11 protein-coding genes are annotated in these 15730 nt (G+C 71.7%); 5 read left to right on the top strand and 6 right to left on the bottom strand.

Translation table 11 applies throughout. From position 1 onward, the window contains the following. The first annotated feature begins 2 nt into the window (after positions 1 to 2). The 3 genes from BLW85_RS35910 to BLW85_RS35900 are packed head-to-tail and all read left to right on the top strand — an operon-like array spanning position 3 to position 3826. The gene (locus BLW85_RS35910; protein ID WP_074995582.1) at positions 3 to 1832 is read left to right on the top strand and encodes a glycoside hydrolase family 15 protein; all 1830 of its coding nucleotides are present in this window, start codon (positions 3 to 5) and stop codon (positions 1830 to 1832) included. Continuing rightward, entirely contained in the window at positions 1829 to 3280 is a 1452-nt protein-coding gene (locus BLW85_RS35905) for a glucose-6-phosphate dehydrogenase (RefSeq protein ID WP_070029786.1), read from the top strand. The genes BLW85_RS35910 and BLW85_RS35905 overlap by 4 nt, the downstream gene beginning before the upstream one ends. Before the next feature lie 15 nt (positions 3281 to 3295). Further along, a complete protein-coding gene (locus BLW85_RS35900) occupies positions 3296 to 3826 on the top strand; it encodes a gluconokinase (protein ID WP_079172539.1) in 531 nt (176 codons plus the stop codon). Between the two features lie 52 nt (positions 3827 to 3878). Here the strand turns inward: BLW85_RS35900 and BLW85_RS35895 are convergent, their stop codons facing one another. From BLW85_RS35895 to BLW85_RS35885, 3 genes are all read right to left on the bottom strand, one after another. Next, complete coding sequence (locus BLW85_RS35895; RefSeq protein ID WP_070029785.1) at positions 3879 to 4376, bottom strand: hypothetical protein; 498 nt, start codon at positions 4374 to 4376, stop codon at positions 3879 to 3881. Between the two features lie 118 nt (positions 4377 to 4494). After that, a complete protein-coding gene (locus BLW85_RS35890) occupies positions 4495 to 5568 on the bottom strand; it encodes a hypothetical protein (protein ID WP_074995580.1) in 1074 nt (357 codons plus the stop codon). Positions 5569 to 5824: 256 nt separating this feature from the next. Then, positions 5825 to 6214 carry a hypothetical protein gene (locus tag BLW85_RS35885; protein ID WP_074995577.1) on the bottom strand — a complete coding sequence of 130 codons (390 nt, stop codon included), beginning with the start codon at positions 6212 to 6214 and terminating at the stop codon, positions 5825 to 5827. Between the two features lie 286 nt (positions 6215 to 6500). On the opposite strand from BLW85_RS35885, the gene BLW85_RS35880 reads away from it, so the two are divergent. After that, complete coding sequence (locus BLW85_RS35880) at positions 6501 to 7730, top strand: NAD(P)/FAD-dependent oxidoreductase (protein ID WP_074995575.1); 1230 nt, start codon at positions 6501 to 6503, stop codon at positions 7728 to 7730. Between the two features lie 115 nt (positions 7731 to 7845). After that, positions 7846 to 9204 carry an MBL fold metallo-hydrolase gene (locus BLW85_RS35875; RefSeq protein WP_074995572.1) on the top strand — a complete coding sequence of 453 codons (1359 nt, stop codon included), beginning with the start codon at positions 7846 to 7848 and terminating at the stop codon, positions 9202 to 9204. Positions 9205 to 9317: 113 nt separating this feature from the next. Here BLW85_RS35875 and BLW85_RS35870 read toward each other — a convergent pair whose 3' ends face one another. The 3 genes from BLW85_RS35870 to BLW85_RS35860 all read right to left on the bottom strand — a co-directional run bounded on the left by BLW85_RS35870 (position 9318) and on the right by BLW85_RS35860 (position 15573). Further along, on the bottom strand, positions 9318 to 11162 hold the full coding sequence (locus BLW85_RS35870; RefSeq protein ID WP_279628623.1) for an endo-1,4-beta-xylanase: 1845 nt from the start codon (positions 11160 to 11162) through the stop codon (positions 9318 to 9320). A gap of 13 nt (positions 11163 to 11175) precedes the next feature. Continuing rightward, positions 11176 to 12666, bottom strand: a complete 1491-nt coding sequence (locus BLW85_RS40990) for a GH12 family glycosyl hydrolase domain-containing protein (RefSeq protein ID WP_425275379.1) — start codon at positions 12664 to 12666, stop codon at positions 11176 to 11178. Between the two features lie 102 nt (positions 12667 to 12768). Further along, positions 12769 to 15573 carry a glycoside hydrolase family 48 protein gene (locus BLW85_RS35860; protein WP_074995563.1) on the bottom strand — a complete coding sequence of 935 codons (2805 nt, stop codon included), beginning with the start codon at positions 15571 to 15573 and terminating at the stop codon, positions 12769 to 12771. Positions 15574 to 15730 lie beyond the last annotated feature (157 nt).

Raw genomic sequence — 15730 nt, 5'->3', positions numbered from 1 at the left:
GCATGTACGATCCCGATCCGCCCTTCCGGCCCGTCCGCGCGCGCGGGGGCTACCTGCCGCTGGAGGACCTCGGCCTGATCGGGGACGGCACCACGGCGGCCCTGGTCGGTCTGGACGGCTCCATCCCGTGGATGTGCCTGCCCCGCTTCGACTCGGAGCCGCTCTTCTGCGGTCTGCTGGACCATGCGCGCGGCGGCCACTTCACCGTGGCGCCCGAGGACCTGGTGGAGGCCCGGCAGCACTACCAGCCCGACACCGGAGTGCTGGTCACCGAACTGCGCTCGCCCACCGGGGTGGTGCGGCTGACCGACGCGCTCGCGCTGCGGTCCGGCGCCGATCTCACCGAGGACATGCCCGCGGGGCGGGCGGAGCTGGTGCGCTCGGCGGTGGTGCTGTCCGGTCACGTCCGGCTCGGGGTGAGGCTGGAACCGCGTGGCGGCGGACAGGCGCACGCGCTGTTCAGCGGGCTGGAGGTGCGCCCCCACCGGCAGCCGGGTCTGCGGCTGCACCTGCGGGCCAACCGCGCCCTGAGCGGCCTGCACAGCACCCACGACCTCCGGCAGGGCGACCGCCTCGACCTCGTGCTGTCCTGGGGGCGCTTCCACCGCCACCACCGCTTCGACAGCGACGCCGTCCTCAAGAGCACCGCGGACGCCTGGCACCGCTGGATGCGGCACTGCGACTACGCCGGTCCGCAGGCGTCCCTGGTCAGGCGGGCGGCGCTGACGCTGAAGATGTGCGACGACTGGGCCAGCGGTTCGCTGGTGGCCGCGCCCACCTCCTCCCTGCCCGCCCCGATCGGCGGCATCCGCAACTGGGACTACCGCTACGCCTGGATCCGGGACGCGGCCTACGCCGTGTTCGCGCTGCGCCGCATCGGGTTCGACGGCGAGGCGGACTCCTTCCTCGGCTGGGTGCTCGACGCGTTCGAGCACAGCAGGCAGCCCCGCATCATGTACACCATCGAGGGCGACGCGGTGCCCGACGAGGTGGAGGACGGCGAACTGGAGGGCTACCGCGGCTCGGCGCCGGTGCGCTGGGGCAACGGCGCGGCCGACCAGCGCCAGCACGACGTCTACGGCGAGATCCTCGACTGCGCCGACCAGTGGCTGCTGGCGGGCGGGGAGATCCAGCCGGCGCTGTGGGCGGGCCTGGCCGGGCTCGCCGACGCCGCGGAGGGGGCCTGGCGCCATCCGGACCAGGGGATCTGGGAGGTGCGCAGCGCCGGGCAGGCGTTCACCTACTCGGCCGGGATGTGCCAGGTGGCGCTGGACCGGGCGGTGCGGATCGGTGAACGGCACGGTCTGCCGGGCCGGATCGACCAGTGGCGGGCGGCGGCCGAGAAGGTGCGCCGCATCATCCTGGAGGAGTCCTGGGACGAGGAGGCGCGCACCCTCAGCGCGCATCTGACCGGCGGGGGCGTGCTCGACGCGAGCCTGCTGGCGCTGCCGACACGCAAGGTCGTGCCGGCCGACCACCCGCGGATGGTGGCCACCACGGCGGCCGTCGCCGAACGCCTGTCGGCCGGCGGCGGGCTGCTCTACCGCTATCTGCACGACGAGGCCCCCGACGGCCTGGCCGGTGACGAGGGCGCCTTCATGCTGTGCAGCTTCTGGCTGGTCGACAACCTGGTCGGGCAGGGCCGTACCGAGGAGGCCGAGGAGCTGTACGCCTCCCTGTGCGCTCGGGCCAGCCCGCTCGGGCTGCTGTCGGAGCAGATCCATCCCACCACAGGAGAGTTCATGGGCAACCTCCCCCAGGCGTTCAGCCACATCGGCATCATCGCGAGCGGCGTGAACCTCCAGCGGGCGAGGGTGGCGAGCAGGCGATGATCGGCCGACTCGTCATCCTCGGCGGCACGGGAGACCTCAGCGGTCGCTTCCTGATGCCGGCCCTCGCCGCCCTGCACGCCGCGGGACACCTCGCGGACGGATTCCGGGTGACCGGCGCGAGCCGCGAGGAGTGGAGCACGGAGCGGTTCCGGGAGTGGATCGCCGAGTGGCTCGACCGGCAGGGCGGAGCCGTGCCGGCCGACGCGCGGCGGGCCGTCGTCGAGTCGGCCCACTACCAGCGGGCCGATGTCACCGACCCGGAGGACGTGCGGGCCGTCGTCGCCGGTGACGGGCCCGTGGCCCTGTACCTCGCGCTGCCGCCCGCGCTCTTCCCCCGCGTGGTCACCGCGCTGCACTCGGCGGGCCTGCCGCCGGGGAGCAGGATCGTCCTGGAGAAACCCTTCGGTGAGGACCTCGACAGCGCACGGGAGTTGAATCGATTGCTGGCCGAACTGGTCCCGGAGCAGGCGGTGTTCCGGGTGGACCACTTCCTGGCCATGACGACCGTGCAGAACGTGCTCGGCAGCAGGCTCGCCAACCGGGTGCTGGAACCCCTGTGGAACAGCACCCACATCGCCGAGGTGGAGATCGTCTGGGACGAGAGCCTCGCACTGGAGGGCCGGGCCGGCTACTACGACCGGGTGGGGGCCCTGAAGGACATGGTGCAGAACCACCTGCTCCAGGTGCTCTGCCTGGTCGCCATGGAGCCGCCGGTCACGCTCGGCGAACGGGATCTGCGCGACCGCAAGGTGGACGTGCTGCGCTCGGTGCGGCTGCTGACCGAGTACGACGTGGTGCACCGCACCCGCCGCGCCCGCTACGCGGCGGGGCGGATCGACGGCCGCGAGGTGCCCTCGTACGCGGACGAGGAGGGTGTGGACCCGCGGCGCGGCACCGAGACGTTCGCCGAGGTGGAGCTGGAGCTGGACAGCTGGCGCTGGGCGGGCACGACGTTCCGGCTGCGCAGCGGCAAGGGACTGCGCGACGACCGCAAGGAGGTGGCGGTGCGGTTCCGGCCGGTGCCCCATCTGCCGTTCGGGCACAGCGGGGAGGTGGTGCCCAATGTGCTGCGCTTCGGTCTGGAGCCGGAGGGTCTGACGCTGGACCTGATGGGCACGGGGTCCCGGGCCGGGCACCTCACCGAGCTGGAGCTGTCCGCGCGGCTGGAACCGGGCGAACTTCCGGCCTACGGGAGGCTGTTGCTGGACGTCCTGCGGGGCGATCCGGCGCTGTCCATCCGCGGCGACGAGGCGGAGGAGGCCTGGCGGGTGCTCACACCGGTCCTCTCGGCCTGGGAGCGCGGGCTCGTACCGCTGGAGGAGTACCCGGCGGGTTCGGACGGGCCCGCGCCCCGGCACGCCTACGGTCCCGGGCCGGTGACCAGGGACGCCCTGCTGCACGAGGAGACGGTGCTGCACACGTCGGGCGAAACCGGCGGCAGGCCGTGAGGGGAGGGCGGCGCGATGCGTCGTGAACCGGGACGACGGCCGCCGTGCGTCGTCGTGATCGGGGTGGCCGGGGTGGGCAAGACCACGGTGGCCCGGCTGCTTTCCGGGCGGCTGGAGGTGCCGTTCGCCGAGGCGGACGACTTCCACTCGCCGCGCAGCATCGCCAAGATGTCGGCCGGTGTGCCGCTCACGGACGCCGACCGGCAATCCTGGCTGGAGTCGATCGGCGACTGGCTGCGCGAGCGCGACGAGGCGGCGACGGGTGGTGTGGTGCCCTGCTCCGCGCTGCGCCGCCGCTACCGCGACACGCTGCGATCGGCCTGCCCGGACGCCTTCTTCGTCCATCTGACGGCCGACCACGAGGTGGTGGGGCGGCGGCTGGGCGGACGCGCCGGCCATTTCATGCCGCGCACGCTGCTGGAGTCGCAGGAGGAGACGCTGGAACCGCTGGAGCCGGACGAGCGGGGAATCACGGTGGACGCGGGCCCGGCTCCCGAGGCCGTCGTCGAGGCGGTGCTGGCACGCATGGCCGGCGCCGACGGCTGACCGGCGGGTCCGGGTCCGGGTGCGGCGCCGGGACCCGCCGTTGGGGTACGGGTCAGCAGCCGCCGCAGTTGTAGTAGAGGGCGTCCCAGTGGTTTCCCTCGTCGGCGTAGACGTTGCCGGAGGCCGAGGTCCACATCGGGTAGCCGTCGCCTCGCAGACCCGAGTAACTGAAGTTGTTCTTGATGTAGTTGGTGACGCAGGTGTTCTTGCCGTAGTCGAGCTTGTAGCCGTTCCAGTGGGAGTAGGTGCCGGAGGCGTGCCCGGTCTCGGTGCCGCCGGTGATGTTCAGGGCGCAGCCGCTGGCGCGCTTGAGGGTCTGGGCGCCCTGGGCGGTGGCCAGGTTGAGCTGGTCGAACGACGTACAGGTCGAGTTGTTGCGGTCGGAGCAGTTGCCGGACGAGGACCAGGTGATGCCGACGTCGCGGAACATCTGGGTCGCCGTGGCTTGGCTGATCTTGGTGACCGCGAAGGCGTCGGTGGCGGTGCCGACGACGGCGACGCCGGGAGCGACGACGAGGGCGAGTGCGGTCACTGCGGAGCGGACCTTCATGGGGAGCCTCCTGCGGATGGCCAGGCTTCTTGTGTGTCGGCTGTGCAGGTGGTGCCACGAGATGATGGCAGAGAGCCGCACGGATCGGCCAGCCCCCGCCACCGTCATCACTTCGGTTTCACCCGTGAACGCCCCTGTCGGCGAGGTCCGTTGGCGCCGTGGTCCGGAGCCGCGCCCCCTTCGTGACGGCGCGGTGTGCCGTGACCTTCTGCACCAGCCCGTAGGCCAGTACGACCAGCAGGGCGTGCGGTTGGTCCGGCAGTGCGCGGACGACGACGACCGCGCCGACGCCGACGTTGCTCATGCCGCAGGCCAGGGTGACCGTGGTGGCGGAGCCGGGCGGCAGGCGCAGCGCGCGGGCGGTGAGCGAGCCGCTCTGGAAGGCGAGGCGGCACACGGCCCATCCGACGGCGGCGCAGAGCACGATCACCGTCCAGGACTCCCGGCGCAGCACGGGTACCGCGGCGGTCGCGTTGACGTACGTCAGCGCGAGCATCACCGTCGTCGCCACCACCGGCGCCCGCTCCGCCAGGCGTCCGGCGACGGCGGCCGGGGTGAGCCCCCGGGCCAGCAGGCCGGCCGCGCACGGCAGGGCGACGGCGGCGGTCAGCAGGGTGCGCGTCTGGCCGGAGGCGCCGTGGACCAGCGCCCGCGCCCTGGCCGTCGCCGGCAGGACGTCGCCGAGCAGGCCCAGGGTCGCGGGCATGGTGAGCGGGCTGAGCAGCGCCGAGAGGAGGACGACGGCGAGCAGCGCGGTGACGTCGCCGTCCCGGCCGATCCAGACGGTCGCGGCGGCGGCCACGGGGGCCGCCGTGATCAGGGCCACGGCGCCGGCCAGGCTCCCGGCCAGTTCCTGGCGTCCGAGGGCGGACAGCGCGAGGGCGGTGGCGGGGGCCAGGAGGAAGGCCGTCAGCAGATGCGCGGCCAGCCCGGCGATCAGGGCCGTCGGCCGGCGGACGGCGGCCAGGGCCCGGGCCGGGGGTACCTGGAAGGCGGCGGCGAACAGGATGAGGAACAGGGCGCAGGCGGAGACGTCGAGGCGCAGGCCGTGGAGGCCGAGCGTGGCCGTGCGCAGGCGGGTGCCGGGGGCGGGCAGCAGCAGGGCGAGCAGGTGGCAGACGAGGACCAGCGGGCCCAGGCGCCGGTGGAGCCAGGCGGCCGGCCGCCGGTCGTGGGGGGTGGGAGCGGGCATGCGCGTTTCCTTGGTGTGCGGGCGCACCGGCGGCCCGCCGGGACACGCGGACGTCGTCGTGCCAAGCGGTGGGGTGCGCGGGAAGGGGGAGCGAACGGCCGACGCTCCGTGCCGGCGCTCCCTCGGCAGCGCTTCCGGACGGCCCGCGACGGCCCGTCGGCACGGCGGTGTGTCCCGGAAGGGCGGCGGCTCGGTCCCCCAGGGACCGTCCGGTATGCGAGTGGGCGAGGACGGCCGGCACGCGGCGTCAGGGCTCCTACACCCTCAGCAGCACTTCCGGACGGCCCTCGGGAGCCCGTGGACACGGCGGCGCGCTCCCGGGTGGCAGCGGGTCGGCCCGGCGCGGGCGGTGGTCGGCGGGTGCCGCGGCCACCGGAGCCGGGGCCGGGGCGGAGGCGGTGAGCGCCTTGCCGCCCCGGCAGTGCCGGCCGTGGACACCCGGGGGTTTCGGCACGTCGGCCGCGGCGGCCCGGGGCGCGGCCGAGGAGGGCAGCCGGGGCGCGGCCGAGGCGAGCGGCCTGAGCGACGGGTCGGGGGCGGCACCGGCCAGGCTCCGCATGCGCGGGCATCCGCCGAGCGCGGCACCGAGGACGGCGCAGGCGAGGACGCACGCGAGGAGGGTCAGCCAGGCGGCGCGCCCGCGCATCCGCGTCCTCCCCTCTCCTCGTCCAGTGGAGCACTCCGGACGTTAGGCACCGCAGGGGCGGGGCGCATCGTGCCTCGCCCGCAGGGCACGCGAGGGGGTGACGGGTCGACCCGTAAGGGTCAACAACAGGCGTTGGCGGTGCGGACCTTGCCTCTCGGGCAAATACCCGCCCGGGTATTTGACCCTCCCCTCCGAGTCGTCCTAACTTCGGCCTCACGCAAACCCCCCGGGGTATTTGAGCAGGCAACCAAACGGGCCTCAGGGCCGGAAGGGAAGGACCCCCACCATGGTCGCCAGTCCCCTCTCCAGTGGCGAGACGATCGCCGGCCGGCACCGCGTCGTCATCATCGGCGGCGGCAGCGCCGGCATCAGCGTCGCCGCCCGGCTGCGCCGCGCCGGCGTCCGGGACATCACGCTCGTCGAACCCTCCGACAGCCACTGGTACCAGCCCTTGTGGACCCTGGTCGGCGGCGGCCAGGCGTCCCTGCGCAGCACCCGCCGCGCCGAGGCCGCGGTCGTACCGGACGGCGTGCGGTGGATACGCCGGCACGCCCTCGCCGTCGACCCCGACGCGCGCACGGTCGCCCTCTCCGGAGGTGCGGAACTCGCCTACGAGTACCTGGTCATGGCCCCCGGGCTGCAACTGGACTGGGACGCCGTGCCCGGTCTCGCCGAGGCGGTGGGTCACGACCGGGTGTGCAGCAACTACGCGCCCGAGTACGCCCCGCGCACCTGGGACCTGATCAAAAATATGCGCTCCGGCACGGCCGTCTTCACCCACCCGGCCACCCCGTTGAAGTGCGGCGGGGCACCACAGAAGATCGCCTACCTGGCGGCCGACCACTGGCGCAGGCGCAAGGTCCTGGACCGCGTCCGGATCATCCTCGTGATACCGGACGCCACACTGTTCAAGGTGCCCGAGTGGGGCCGCGTCCTGGAGCAGGTGGCCGACCGGTACGGCATCGAGGTGCGGCTGCGGTCCGAGATGACCGCCGTGCACGGCGACCGGCGCGAGGTCGTCATCACCGACCACGCGAGCGGCCGCGAGGAGACCGTCTCCTACGACCTGCTGCACGCCGTGCCGCCGCAGAGCGCGCCCGACTGGGTCAAGACCGGCCCGCTCGCCGATCCCGCGAGCCCCCTGGGGTTCGTCGCCGCGGACCGGCACACCCTGCGACACCCGCGCCACCCCGAGGTGTTCGCGCTCGGCGACGTGGCCAACCTGCCGACCTCGAAGACCGGCGCGGCCGTGCGCAAGCAGGCCCCGGTGGTGGCCGCCAACCTGCTCGACGCCATGCGCGGCAGGCGGCCGGAGCACCGGTACGACGGCTACACCTCCTGCCCGCTGGTGACCGCCCGCGACCGGATGCTCCTCGCCGAGTTCGACTACGACCTCAAACCCTCCCCCACCTTCCCGCTGATCGACACCTTCAAGGAGCGGCGCGACATGTGGGTCTTCAAGCGGTACGCGCTCCCGCAGATCTACTGGCGCGGGATGCTGACCGGCCGCCTGTGACCGCCCGGCCCGAGCCGCCGCCGGCCGGGCACGACACGGTACCCGGAATACCCCCGGGGGTACTCGTGTTACCTTGATATACCCCGGGGGGTAATTCGGCAAAGGGAGTGACTCCGTGTTCTTCATCGACACCATCGAGCTGGAGGGCCTCGGGAACCGCAGCTATCTGGCCGGCGGGCGGGAGGCGGCCGTGGCGGTGGACCCGCCGCGCGACGTCGACCAGGTACTCGCCGCGGCGGCGCGGCGCGGGGTCCGGATCACGCACGTGGTGGAGACCCACATCCACAACGACTACGTCACCGGCGGCCTGGAGCTGGCCCGGCTGACGGGCGCCGCCTACCTGGTGCCGGCCGGTGCACGGGTGTCGTTCGCCCGGGTGCCGGTGTCCGACGGCGACACCGTCACCGTCGAGGGCGAACTGGAGTTGCGCGCGGTCGCCACGCCCGGCCACACCCCGCACCACACCTCCTATGTCCTGCGCGAGCAGGGGCGCCCGGTGGCGGCGTTCACGGGCGGTTCCCTGCTGATCGGCACGGTGGGCCGGCCCGACCTGGTCGAGCCCCGGCTGACCGAGCGGCTGGCCCGGGCCCAGCACGCCTCCGCGCACCGGCTCGCCACGGAGCTGCCGGACGAGACGTCGGTGCTGCCGACGCACGGCTTCGGCAGCTTCTGCTCCTCCGCGCAGGCCGAGGGCGACGCCACCACCATCGGCAAGGAGAAGTCGGTCAACGCGGCGCTCACCACCGACGTGGACTCGTTCGTGGCCCGGCTGCTCGCCGAGCTGGACGACGTCCCCGCCTACTACACGCACATGGGTCCGGCCAACGCCGCGGGTCCGGCGCCGGTGGACCTCACCGCGCCGGCCGTCGCCGACGCCCGGGAGATCGGCGACCGGCTCGCGGCCGGCGAGTGGGTCGTGGACCTGCGCAACCGGGTGGCGTTCGCCGAGGGCCATGTCGCCGGATCCTTCAACTTCGAGGCCGACGGCAAGCTCGCCACGTATCTCGCCTGGATGATCCCGTGGGGCAAGCCGGTGACCCTGCTCGCCGACTCCCCCGAGCAACTGGCTTCCGCCCAGCGCGAGTTGATCCGGGTCGGCATCGACCGGCCCGCGGCCGCCGCGACCGGCGCGCCCCAGGAGTGGGTCGCCGGGGGCGACGCCCTCGTCTCCTTCCCGCGCTCCACCTTCGCGGGCCTGGCCGAACGCGGCACGGACGGCGTCGTCGTCCTGGACGTACGCCGCGACTCCGAGCGGGGCAGCGGGTACATAGCGGGCTCGGTGCACATCCCGGTCCACCAGCTGCACCAGCGGCTGGACGAGGTACCGGCGGGCACCGTGTGGGTGCACTGCGCCGGCGGGATGCGGGCCGCCATCGCCGCCTCCCTGCTGCACGCCGCCGGGCGGGACGTGGTGGCCGTGGACGACGGCTTCGACTCGGCCACCGAGGCGGGTCTGACCGTGGTGACCGGCTGAGCCACTCCCCCAGCCCGCACCAGGCGGGCCCTGCCGTCGTCGGCACGACTGGCCCCCGCCCGGCAGACCTGTACGGCCTGCCGGGCGGGGTGTTCTCCGGCGGCTTCCCCGGTTTACGGCTCGATGCCGCCCGCGAGGGTGCCGCTCACGTACACCGTCACCCTGCTGGCGTCGGCGTACGCGGTGTTGGTGGCGTAGCTGTAGTCGTCACTCTCGTTGAAGTTCGACCAGTCCGTCTTGTTGATCCGGCTCTGGATGTCACCGGTCGACGCACCCGCGGCAAGGCTGCCCGCGCCGGAGGTGAACCCGATCTCCACGTAGTGGTCCGCGCCCGCCTTCGGCGAGGACAGGGCCACGACCTTCTGCGTGACGTTCGAGCAGCCGACGGCCGCGTAGTCGCACCACGCGCTGAAGGTGGAGGCACCGCTGTCACCGGTGAAGTAGTAGCGGATGGTCACCTTCGACAGGTCCACCGCGCTGCTGCCGGTGTTGACCACCTTCAGACCCGGCTTGATCTGGTTGTCACCCGGCGCCGAGTCGTTGTTCTTGTACTGCACCTTCACCGCACCCGTACCCGGAGTGCCACCACCACCGGACGCCGCCGTGGTCGCCGTCACCGCGCTCGACGCCGCCGACACATTGCCCGCCGCGTCCTTCGCCTTCACCGTGTACGAGTACGACGTCGACGCCGACAGCCCCGAGTCGGTGTACGACGTGGACGTGGTGCTGCCCACCTTCGTGGACCCCCGGTACACGTCGTACCCGGTGACCCCCACGTTGTCCGTGGACGCCGTCCACTTCAACGACACACTCGAACTCGTCGTCCCCGACACCGTCAGACCCGTCGGCGCGGAAGGCGCCGTCGTATCGGTGCCGCCACCGGGCGGGTTGCCGCCGGAACCGCCGAGGGCGGTCTGGACGGCGGCGTACGCGGGCTTCTGCTGGAGGTTCTCGTCGTAGAGGCAGGCGGCGCCCTGTCCCTGGAAGGTGCTCGGCACCCAGGAGTACTTGTCGTCGAAGTCCCACACGGTGATGCCGACGCACCGGGAGACGGCGAGGCAGGCGTTGGTCACCTGGCGGTAGTAGTCGGCCTGGGTCGCCAGTTTGGTGCTGTCGGCGGGCATCTCCATGCGTACGTCCAGCTCGGTGAACGCGACGTCGAGCCCCAGGTCGGCGAAGCGCTGGAGGTTCTGCTGCATGTTCGAGGGGAACGAGTACTGGATCGCGAGGTGCCCCTGGAAGCCGATGCCGTCCAGCGGCACGCCCTGCTTCTTCAGATCGCTGGCCAGTTGGTACATGGCGTCGGCCTTGGCGCCGCTGCCGTCGATGTTGTAGTCGTTGATGTACAGCTTGGCGCCCGGGTCGGCGGCGTGCGCGGTCCTCAGCGCGTCCGCGATGTAGTCCTTGCCCATGGCGTTGTAGAAGGCGTCGGTCCGGTAGGTGCCGTCGTCGTTGAACGGCTCGTTGACCACGTCCCAGGCGTAGACCTTGCCCTTGTAGTGGGAGGCCTCCTTGGTGATGTGGTTCTCCATGGCCGCCTGTACCTGGCCGGCCGGAAGGTTGCTCACCCAGCTGGGCAACTGGCTGTGCCAGACCAGGTTGTGGCCGCGCACCTGCTGGTTGTGGGCCTGTGCGAAGGAGACGATCGCGTCGCCGCCGCTGAAGTTGAACTGGCCCTGCGACGGCTCCGTGGTGTCCCACTTCATCGAGTTGCCGGGCGTGATCGAGCCGAACTCGCTGCCCAGTACGGCGGTGTAGGACGAGTCGTTGAGTTCCGAGTTGTCGGTGGCGGAGCCGAAGTAGCGGCCCTGCGCCTGCGCCAGCTGGTCCAGGGTGGCGCCCTGGGCGACGGCGGCCGGAGCGGTTCCGACGGCGAGCAGGCCGAGTCCGGCGGTGGCCAGGGTGGCCAGCGCGACCGCCAGCCCCCCACCACGCATGGGATGCAGAAGGGATCTCACCGCTGTCTCCTCGTCAGTTCGGTTCCGTGCCGCCCGCGAGGCTGCCGTTGACGTACACGGTCACCTTGGTGGCGTCGGCGTAGGCGGTGTTGGTGGCGTAGCTGTAGTCGTCGGACTCGCTGAAGTTCGACCAGTCGCTCTTGTTGATCCGGGCCTGGATGTCACCGGTCGACGCACCCGCCGCGAGGCTGCCCGCGCCGGAGGTGAACCCGACCTCCAGGTAGTGGTCCGCGCCCGCCTTCGGCGAGGACAGGGCCACGACCTTCTGCGTCAGGTTCGAGCAGCCGACCGCCGCGTAGTCGCACGACGTGGTGAAGGAGGACGACCCGCTGTCACCGGTGAAGTAGTAGCGGATGGTCACCTTCGACAAGTCCACCGCGCTGCTGCCGCTGTTGACCACCTTGAGGCCAGGCTTGATCTGGTTGTCGCCGGGGGCGCTGTCGTTGTTCTTGTACTGCACCTTCACCGCGCCCGTACCCGGAGTGCCACCACCACCGGACGCCGCCGTGGTCGCCGTCACCGCGCTCGACGCCGCCGACACATTGCCCGCCGCGTCCTTCGCCTTCACCGTGTACGAGTACGACGTCGACGCCGACAGCCCCGAATCCGTGTACGACGTGGACGTGGTGCTGCCCACCTTCGTCGAGCCCCGGTACACGTCGTAACCCGTGACCCCCACGTTGTCCGTGGACGCCGTCCACTTCAACGACACACTCGAACTCGTCGTCCCCGACACCGCCAGACCCGTCGGCGCGGACGGCGCCGTCGTGTCCGAACCGCCACTGGAGCCCTTCTGGCTCGCGGAGAACGAGAAGCTGTTGCTGGCCAGGCCCTGGCCGCCCTGCCAGATCTCGAAGCCGGCCTCGGCGTCGATCAGGTAGTGCGCGGGGTTGATGGAGCCGCGCGCCACCGCGTCGTCGATCAGGGCCTTGACGTCGAGGTTGCTGAACGAGGTGCCGCCGCCCTGGAGGACGTAGGAGATGATCTTCCAGGAGGTCTGCTGGCCGGTCCACACGTCCCAGCCGTGGCCGGCGACGTTCGTGGTGGCGGTCTTGCTGCCGAAGGGCTGGACGCCGCCGCGGCTGTTGAGCCAGATCATCACCTCGGTGCCGTCCGGCTGGTCGTCCGTGGTCGGCGTCGAGTTGAACCAGAGGTCGTACGCGACGTCATAGGCACCGGACGCGGGCTGCGTGGTCGACCAGGAGGTGGTCGAGCTGCCCAGCTGGCTGACCTGGATGGGCAGTCCGCTGCCGGTGGTGCAGGCGCCCCAGTGGCAGCCCTTGTAGATCGACGGGTAGGTGGCCGGGGCGCCGTTGGTGGGCACGCTGAGGTTCGCCTGGGTGACGGTCCACGCGCCCGTCGAGTCGTCGACGCTCACGCACTGCGTGTCCGACGAGTTCCATTCGTTCTGCTGGTAGATGTACTCCCCGCCCCGCACGGACGTGGTTCCCCACTGCGTGCAGTCCGTCGTCGTACTGGCCGACGCCGGCTGGCTGACGGCCATGAGCGCACCGAGCAGCAGGACGGCCATGGTGCCCGCCCAGGCGGCCGCGCGCAGCCGTCTCCACGATGACAGCATGTGTGGTCTCCTTCTTTCCTTGGCGGATCAGGGCTCGGTGCCCCAGGCGAGGGTTCCGTTGACGTACGCGGTCACCTTGCCGGCGTCCGTGTAGGCGGTGTTCCTGCCGTAGCTGTAGTCGTCGCTCTCGCTGAAGTTCGACCAGTCGCTCTTGGCGATCCGGCACTGGACGTCACCGCTCGACGCGCCCGCGGCGAGGCTCCCGGCGCCGGAGGTGAACCCGACCTCCAGGTAGTGGTCCGCGCCCGCCTTCGGCGAGGAGACGGCGACCACCTTCTGGGTGACGTTGGAGGCGCCGACCGCCGCGTAGTCGCACCAGGTGCCGTAGGTGCTCGCGCCGCTCTCGCCGGTGAACCAGTAGCGCAGGGTGACGGCGGACAGGGACAACGGGCTCGTACCGGTGTTGATCACCTTCAGGCCCGGCTTGATCTGGTTGTCGCCCGGCGCCGAGTCGTTGTTCTTGTACTGCACCTTGACCGCCCCGGTGGGGTTGCCGCCGGAACCGGCCTTGGTGGTGGCGGTGACCGCGCCGGAGGCCGCCGAGACGTTGCCCGCGGCGTCCTTCGCCCGGACCGTGTAGGAGTACGCCGTCGCCGCCTTGAGCCCCGAGTCGGTGAACGAGGTGGTGACCGCGCTGCCGGCCAGGGTCGTGCCCCGGTAGATGTCGTAGCCGGCCACGCCCACGTCGTCCGTGGACGCCGTCCAGGTCAGCGAGACGCTGGTGTCCGTGGTCGCCGCAACCGCGAGGTTCGTCGGAACGGTCGGCGGGGTGGTGTCACCGGTGCCGCCGCCTCCCCCGGTGCCGACGATCAGCTCGGCGTACACGGCGTACGCCATGGCGATGTCGGCCTGCGCCCAGAAGCGGTGGTAGACGAAGGTGGGCGCCGCCCCGCCGTCCAGATACGCCTGGACCTTGGGCCAGTCCGGGTCCTTCTTGTACCAGGTGCGAATGGAGAGGAACGTGGAGTTGGCGTTGACCGGGTCGCCATTGGGCATCTTGCCCGACCAGCCGGACGGCACGTAGACCGGATCGCCGAACCGGCTGTAGTCCGTGCGGGTCTCCGGTGTGGTGATGCCCTTGGCGTCGGCGAGGGTCGCCATCGCGTCCAGCAGCTTCTTGGCGAGGGCGGCGGAGGCGGTGTCACCGGACTTGGCCGCGTAGTAGGTGAGCGTCTTGACGTAGGCGGCGGCCACCCCGGTGTCGTTGCCGTGGTCCACGACCGTCACGTGCAGGCTCTTGTTGCCGGACGGGCTGCTCGGGTTCCAGGTGTCCGGCTGTCCGCTCCAGTTCAGGGTGCCCGGGATCTTGAAGTCGGTGGCGGTGACCGTGGTCTCGGAGATGGCCCAGGCCACCCACTTGTCGAGGACGGCCTTCGCGGTGGCGTTGCCGGTCACGTAGTAGTACTCCGCGACGCGCTCCAGCGACCAGCACTGGAAGCCGAACCAGTTGTTGCTCGGCGGGTCGTGGTAGACCGGCTGCCAGTCGTAGGCCATGCCGTAGAACGTCGGGGTGCCCGCCGGCGGGGTGCCGTACTGCCCGTTCCAGCTGTTGGTCGCGCCGCCCGCGATGGCGCCCTCGGCGGACTGCAGCCACTGGTAGAACTCCAGTTGGCGCTGGAGGCTGGTGGACCAGTCGCTCTTGGCGGTGGGCGACTTCGGGGTGAGGCTCGGCACGTTGGCCAGCGCCCAGGCGGCGAGCGGGTTCTGGTAGCCCTGGTGGGCGCTGCCGTCGCCGATCCGCCAGGCCCAGCCGCCGCCCGGTTCCGCACCGCCCCAGGCGTAGTACCAGGCCAGCAGGTAGTGCTCGGAGTCCCGCCCGGTGCCGGCGGCACAGCTCTTCGGGTCGGTGCAGTTGCCGATCTTCTTGAAGTACTTGTCGAACAGGGCGTACCGCAGGTAGTCGCCCATCTTGGCGGCCTTGGCGACGGAGGCGGAGATCGCCGACTGGTTGCCCTGGGCGGTGGCCCACCGGAAGGCCCAGTACGCCGCCTGCACCGCGCGGGCGTCGGCGTCGGGGGCGTTGGTGTACTTCCACTGCTGGGAGTAGGCGCTGTCCTTGACGAACAGGTCGAGGTAGCCGTTCGTCCCGCCGTACTTGAACAGGTCGGTCGTCGGCTGCGGGATGGTCTCCCACACCGACTCCTGGGCGCCGCGCTGATAGCTGTTGATGTACGACGGTCCCGACGCGGTCGGCCCGTTCTCCGCCCCGGTGCCCGGGGTGTTGCCGTAGCCGTAGACGTTGTCGACGTCCAGCAGCCAGTGCATCCCGTAGATGTCCGGGGTGCCGTAGGCGGAGTTCAGCTCGCTCGCGATCGGATCCTGGCCGGAGGTGACCGAACTGTCCAGTGCGGAGGGGTACTTGTTGACGTCCGGCCACTCGGGGATGTAGGTCGCCGGGCTGGCCGCGTTGTAGGAGCCGTTGCTCGGCTGGTCGTTGTGGGTGGGGATGATGTACTTCTCGGCCGTGGCCCAGGCGTTGTTGAACGGCGTCCAGTCGGCGGTCACCCGGCCGTAGGTGGCCTCCAGCCAGAACCAGTAGCTGAACGCCTCCGAGGTGGTCTGGTGGCCGTGGTCGGGGGCCTCGACGATCAGTGTCTCCACGCAGTGGTACGGGATGCCGTCGGGGCTGAAGTAGCCGTTCGCCGGGTCCTTGATCTTCTTGTACTGGGTCAGAAAGGCCGTGGTGTACGGGTCGTCGGCGACGGCCGTCGGGGACGTGGCGGCCTTCGCGGAGGGCGTCGCGCTGGCGAGCGTGGGCGAGACGGCCGCCCCGAGCAGGGCTCCGCCGACCGCGGCGGCGAATCGCCTGCGGGATATGCCGGAGGCGGACATGGTTTCTCCTCAAGGGAATCGGGGGGATCCGCCGGACGCGGGAGTTCGGGGAGACGGTCCGGCGGGAGCGGAGGGAGCCGGAGCATGGCGCCACCCCTGATGGGCGCCATGCTCCGGGACCCGGCCGCGGCCCGGAGCGGGGCGGGCGGGGCGGGGC

The sequence above is a fragment of the Streptomyces misionensis genome (assembly GCF_900104815.1).
GTDB lineage: Bacteria > Actinomycetota > Actinomycetes > Streptomycetales > Streptomycetaceae > Streptomyces > Streptomyces misionensis.
The sequence above is the reverse complement of the archived record's forward strand: the minus strand, read 5'-3'. Positions and strand labels throughout refer to the sequence as shown.

Coding starts and splice junctions, on each gene's coding strand:
- BLW85_RS35880 (WP_074995575.1), top strand. CDS start 6,501: ATGGTCGCCAGTCCCCTCTCCAGTGGCGAGACGATCGCCGGCCGGCAC.
- BLW85_RS35905 (WP_070029786.1), top strand. CDS start 1,829: ATGATCGGCCGACTCGTCATCCTCGGCGGCACGGGAGACCTCAGCGGT.
- BLW85_RS40990 (WP_425275379.1), bottom strand. CDS start 12,666: ATGGCCGTCAGCCAGCCGGCGTCGGCCAGTACGACGACGGACTGCACG.
- BLW85_RS35860 (WP_074995563.1), bottom strand. CDS start 15,573: ATGTCCGCCTCCGGCATATCCCGCAGGCGATTCGCCGCCGCGGTCGGC.
- BLW85_RS35890 (WP_074995580.1), bottom strand. CDS start 5,568: ATGCCCGCTCCCACCCCCCACGACCGGCGGCCGGCCGCCTGGCTCCAC.
- BLW85_RS35910 (WP_074995582.1), top strand. CDS start 3: ATGTACGATCCCGATCCGCCCTTCCGGCCCGTCCGCGCGCGCGGGGGC.
- BLW85_RS35900 (WP_079172539.1), top strand. CDS start 3,296: ATGCGTCGTGAACCGGGACGACGGCCGCCGTGCGTCGTCGTGATCGGG.
- BLW85_RS35895 (WP_070029785.1), bottom strand. CDS start 4,376: ATGAAGGTCCGCTCCGCAGTGACCGCACTCGCCCTCGTCGTCGCTCCC.
- BLW85_RS35885 (WP_074995577.1), bottom strand. CDS start 6,214: ATGCGCGGGCGCGCCGCCTGGCTGACCCTCCTCGCGTGCGTCCTCGCC.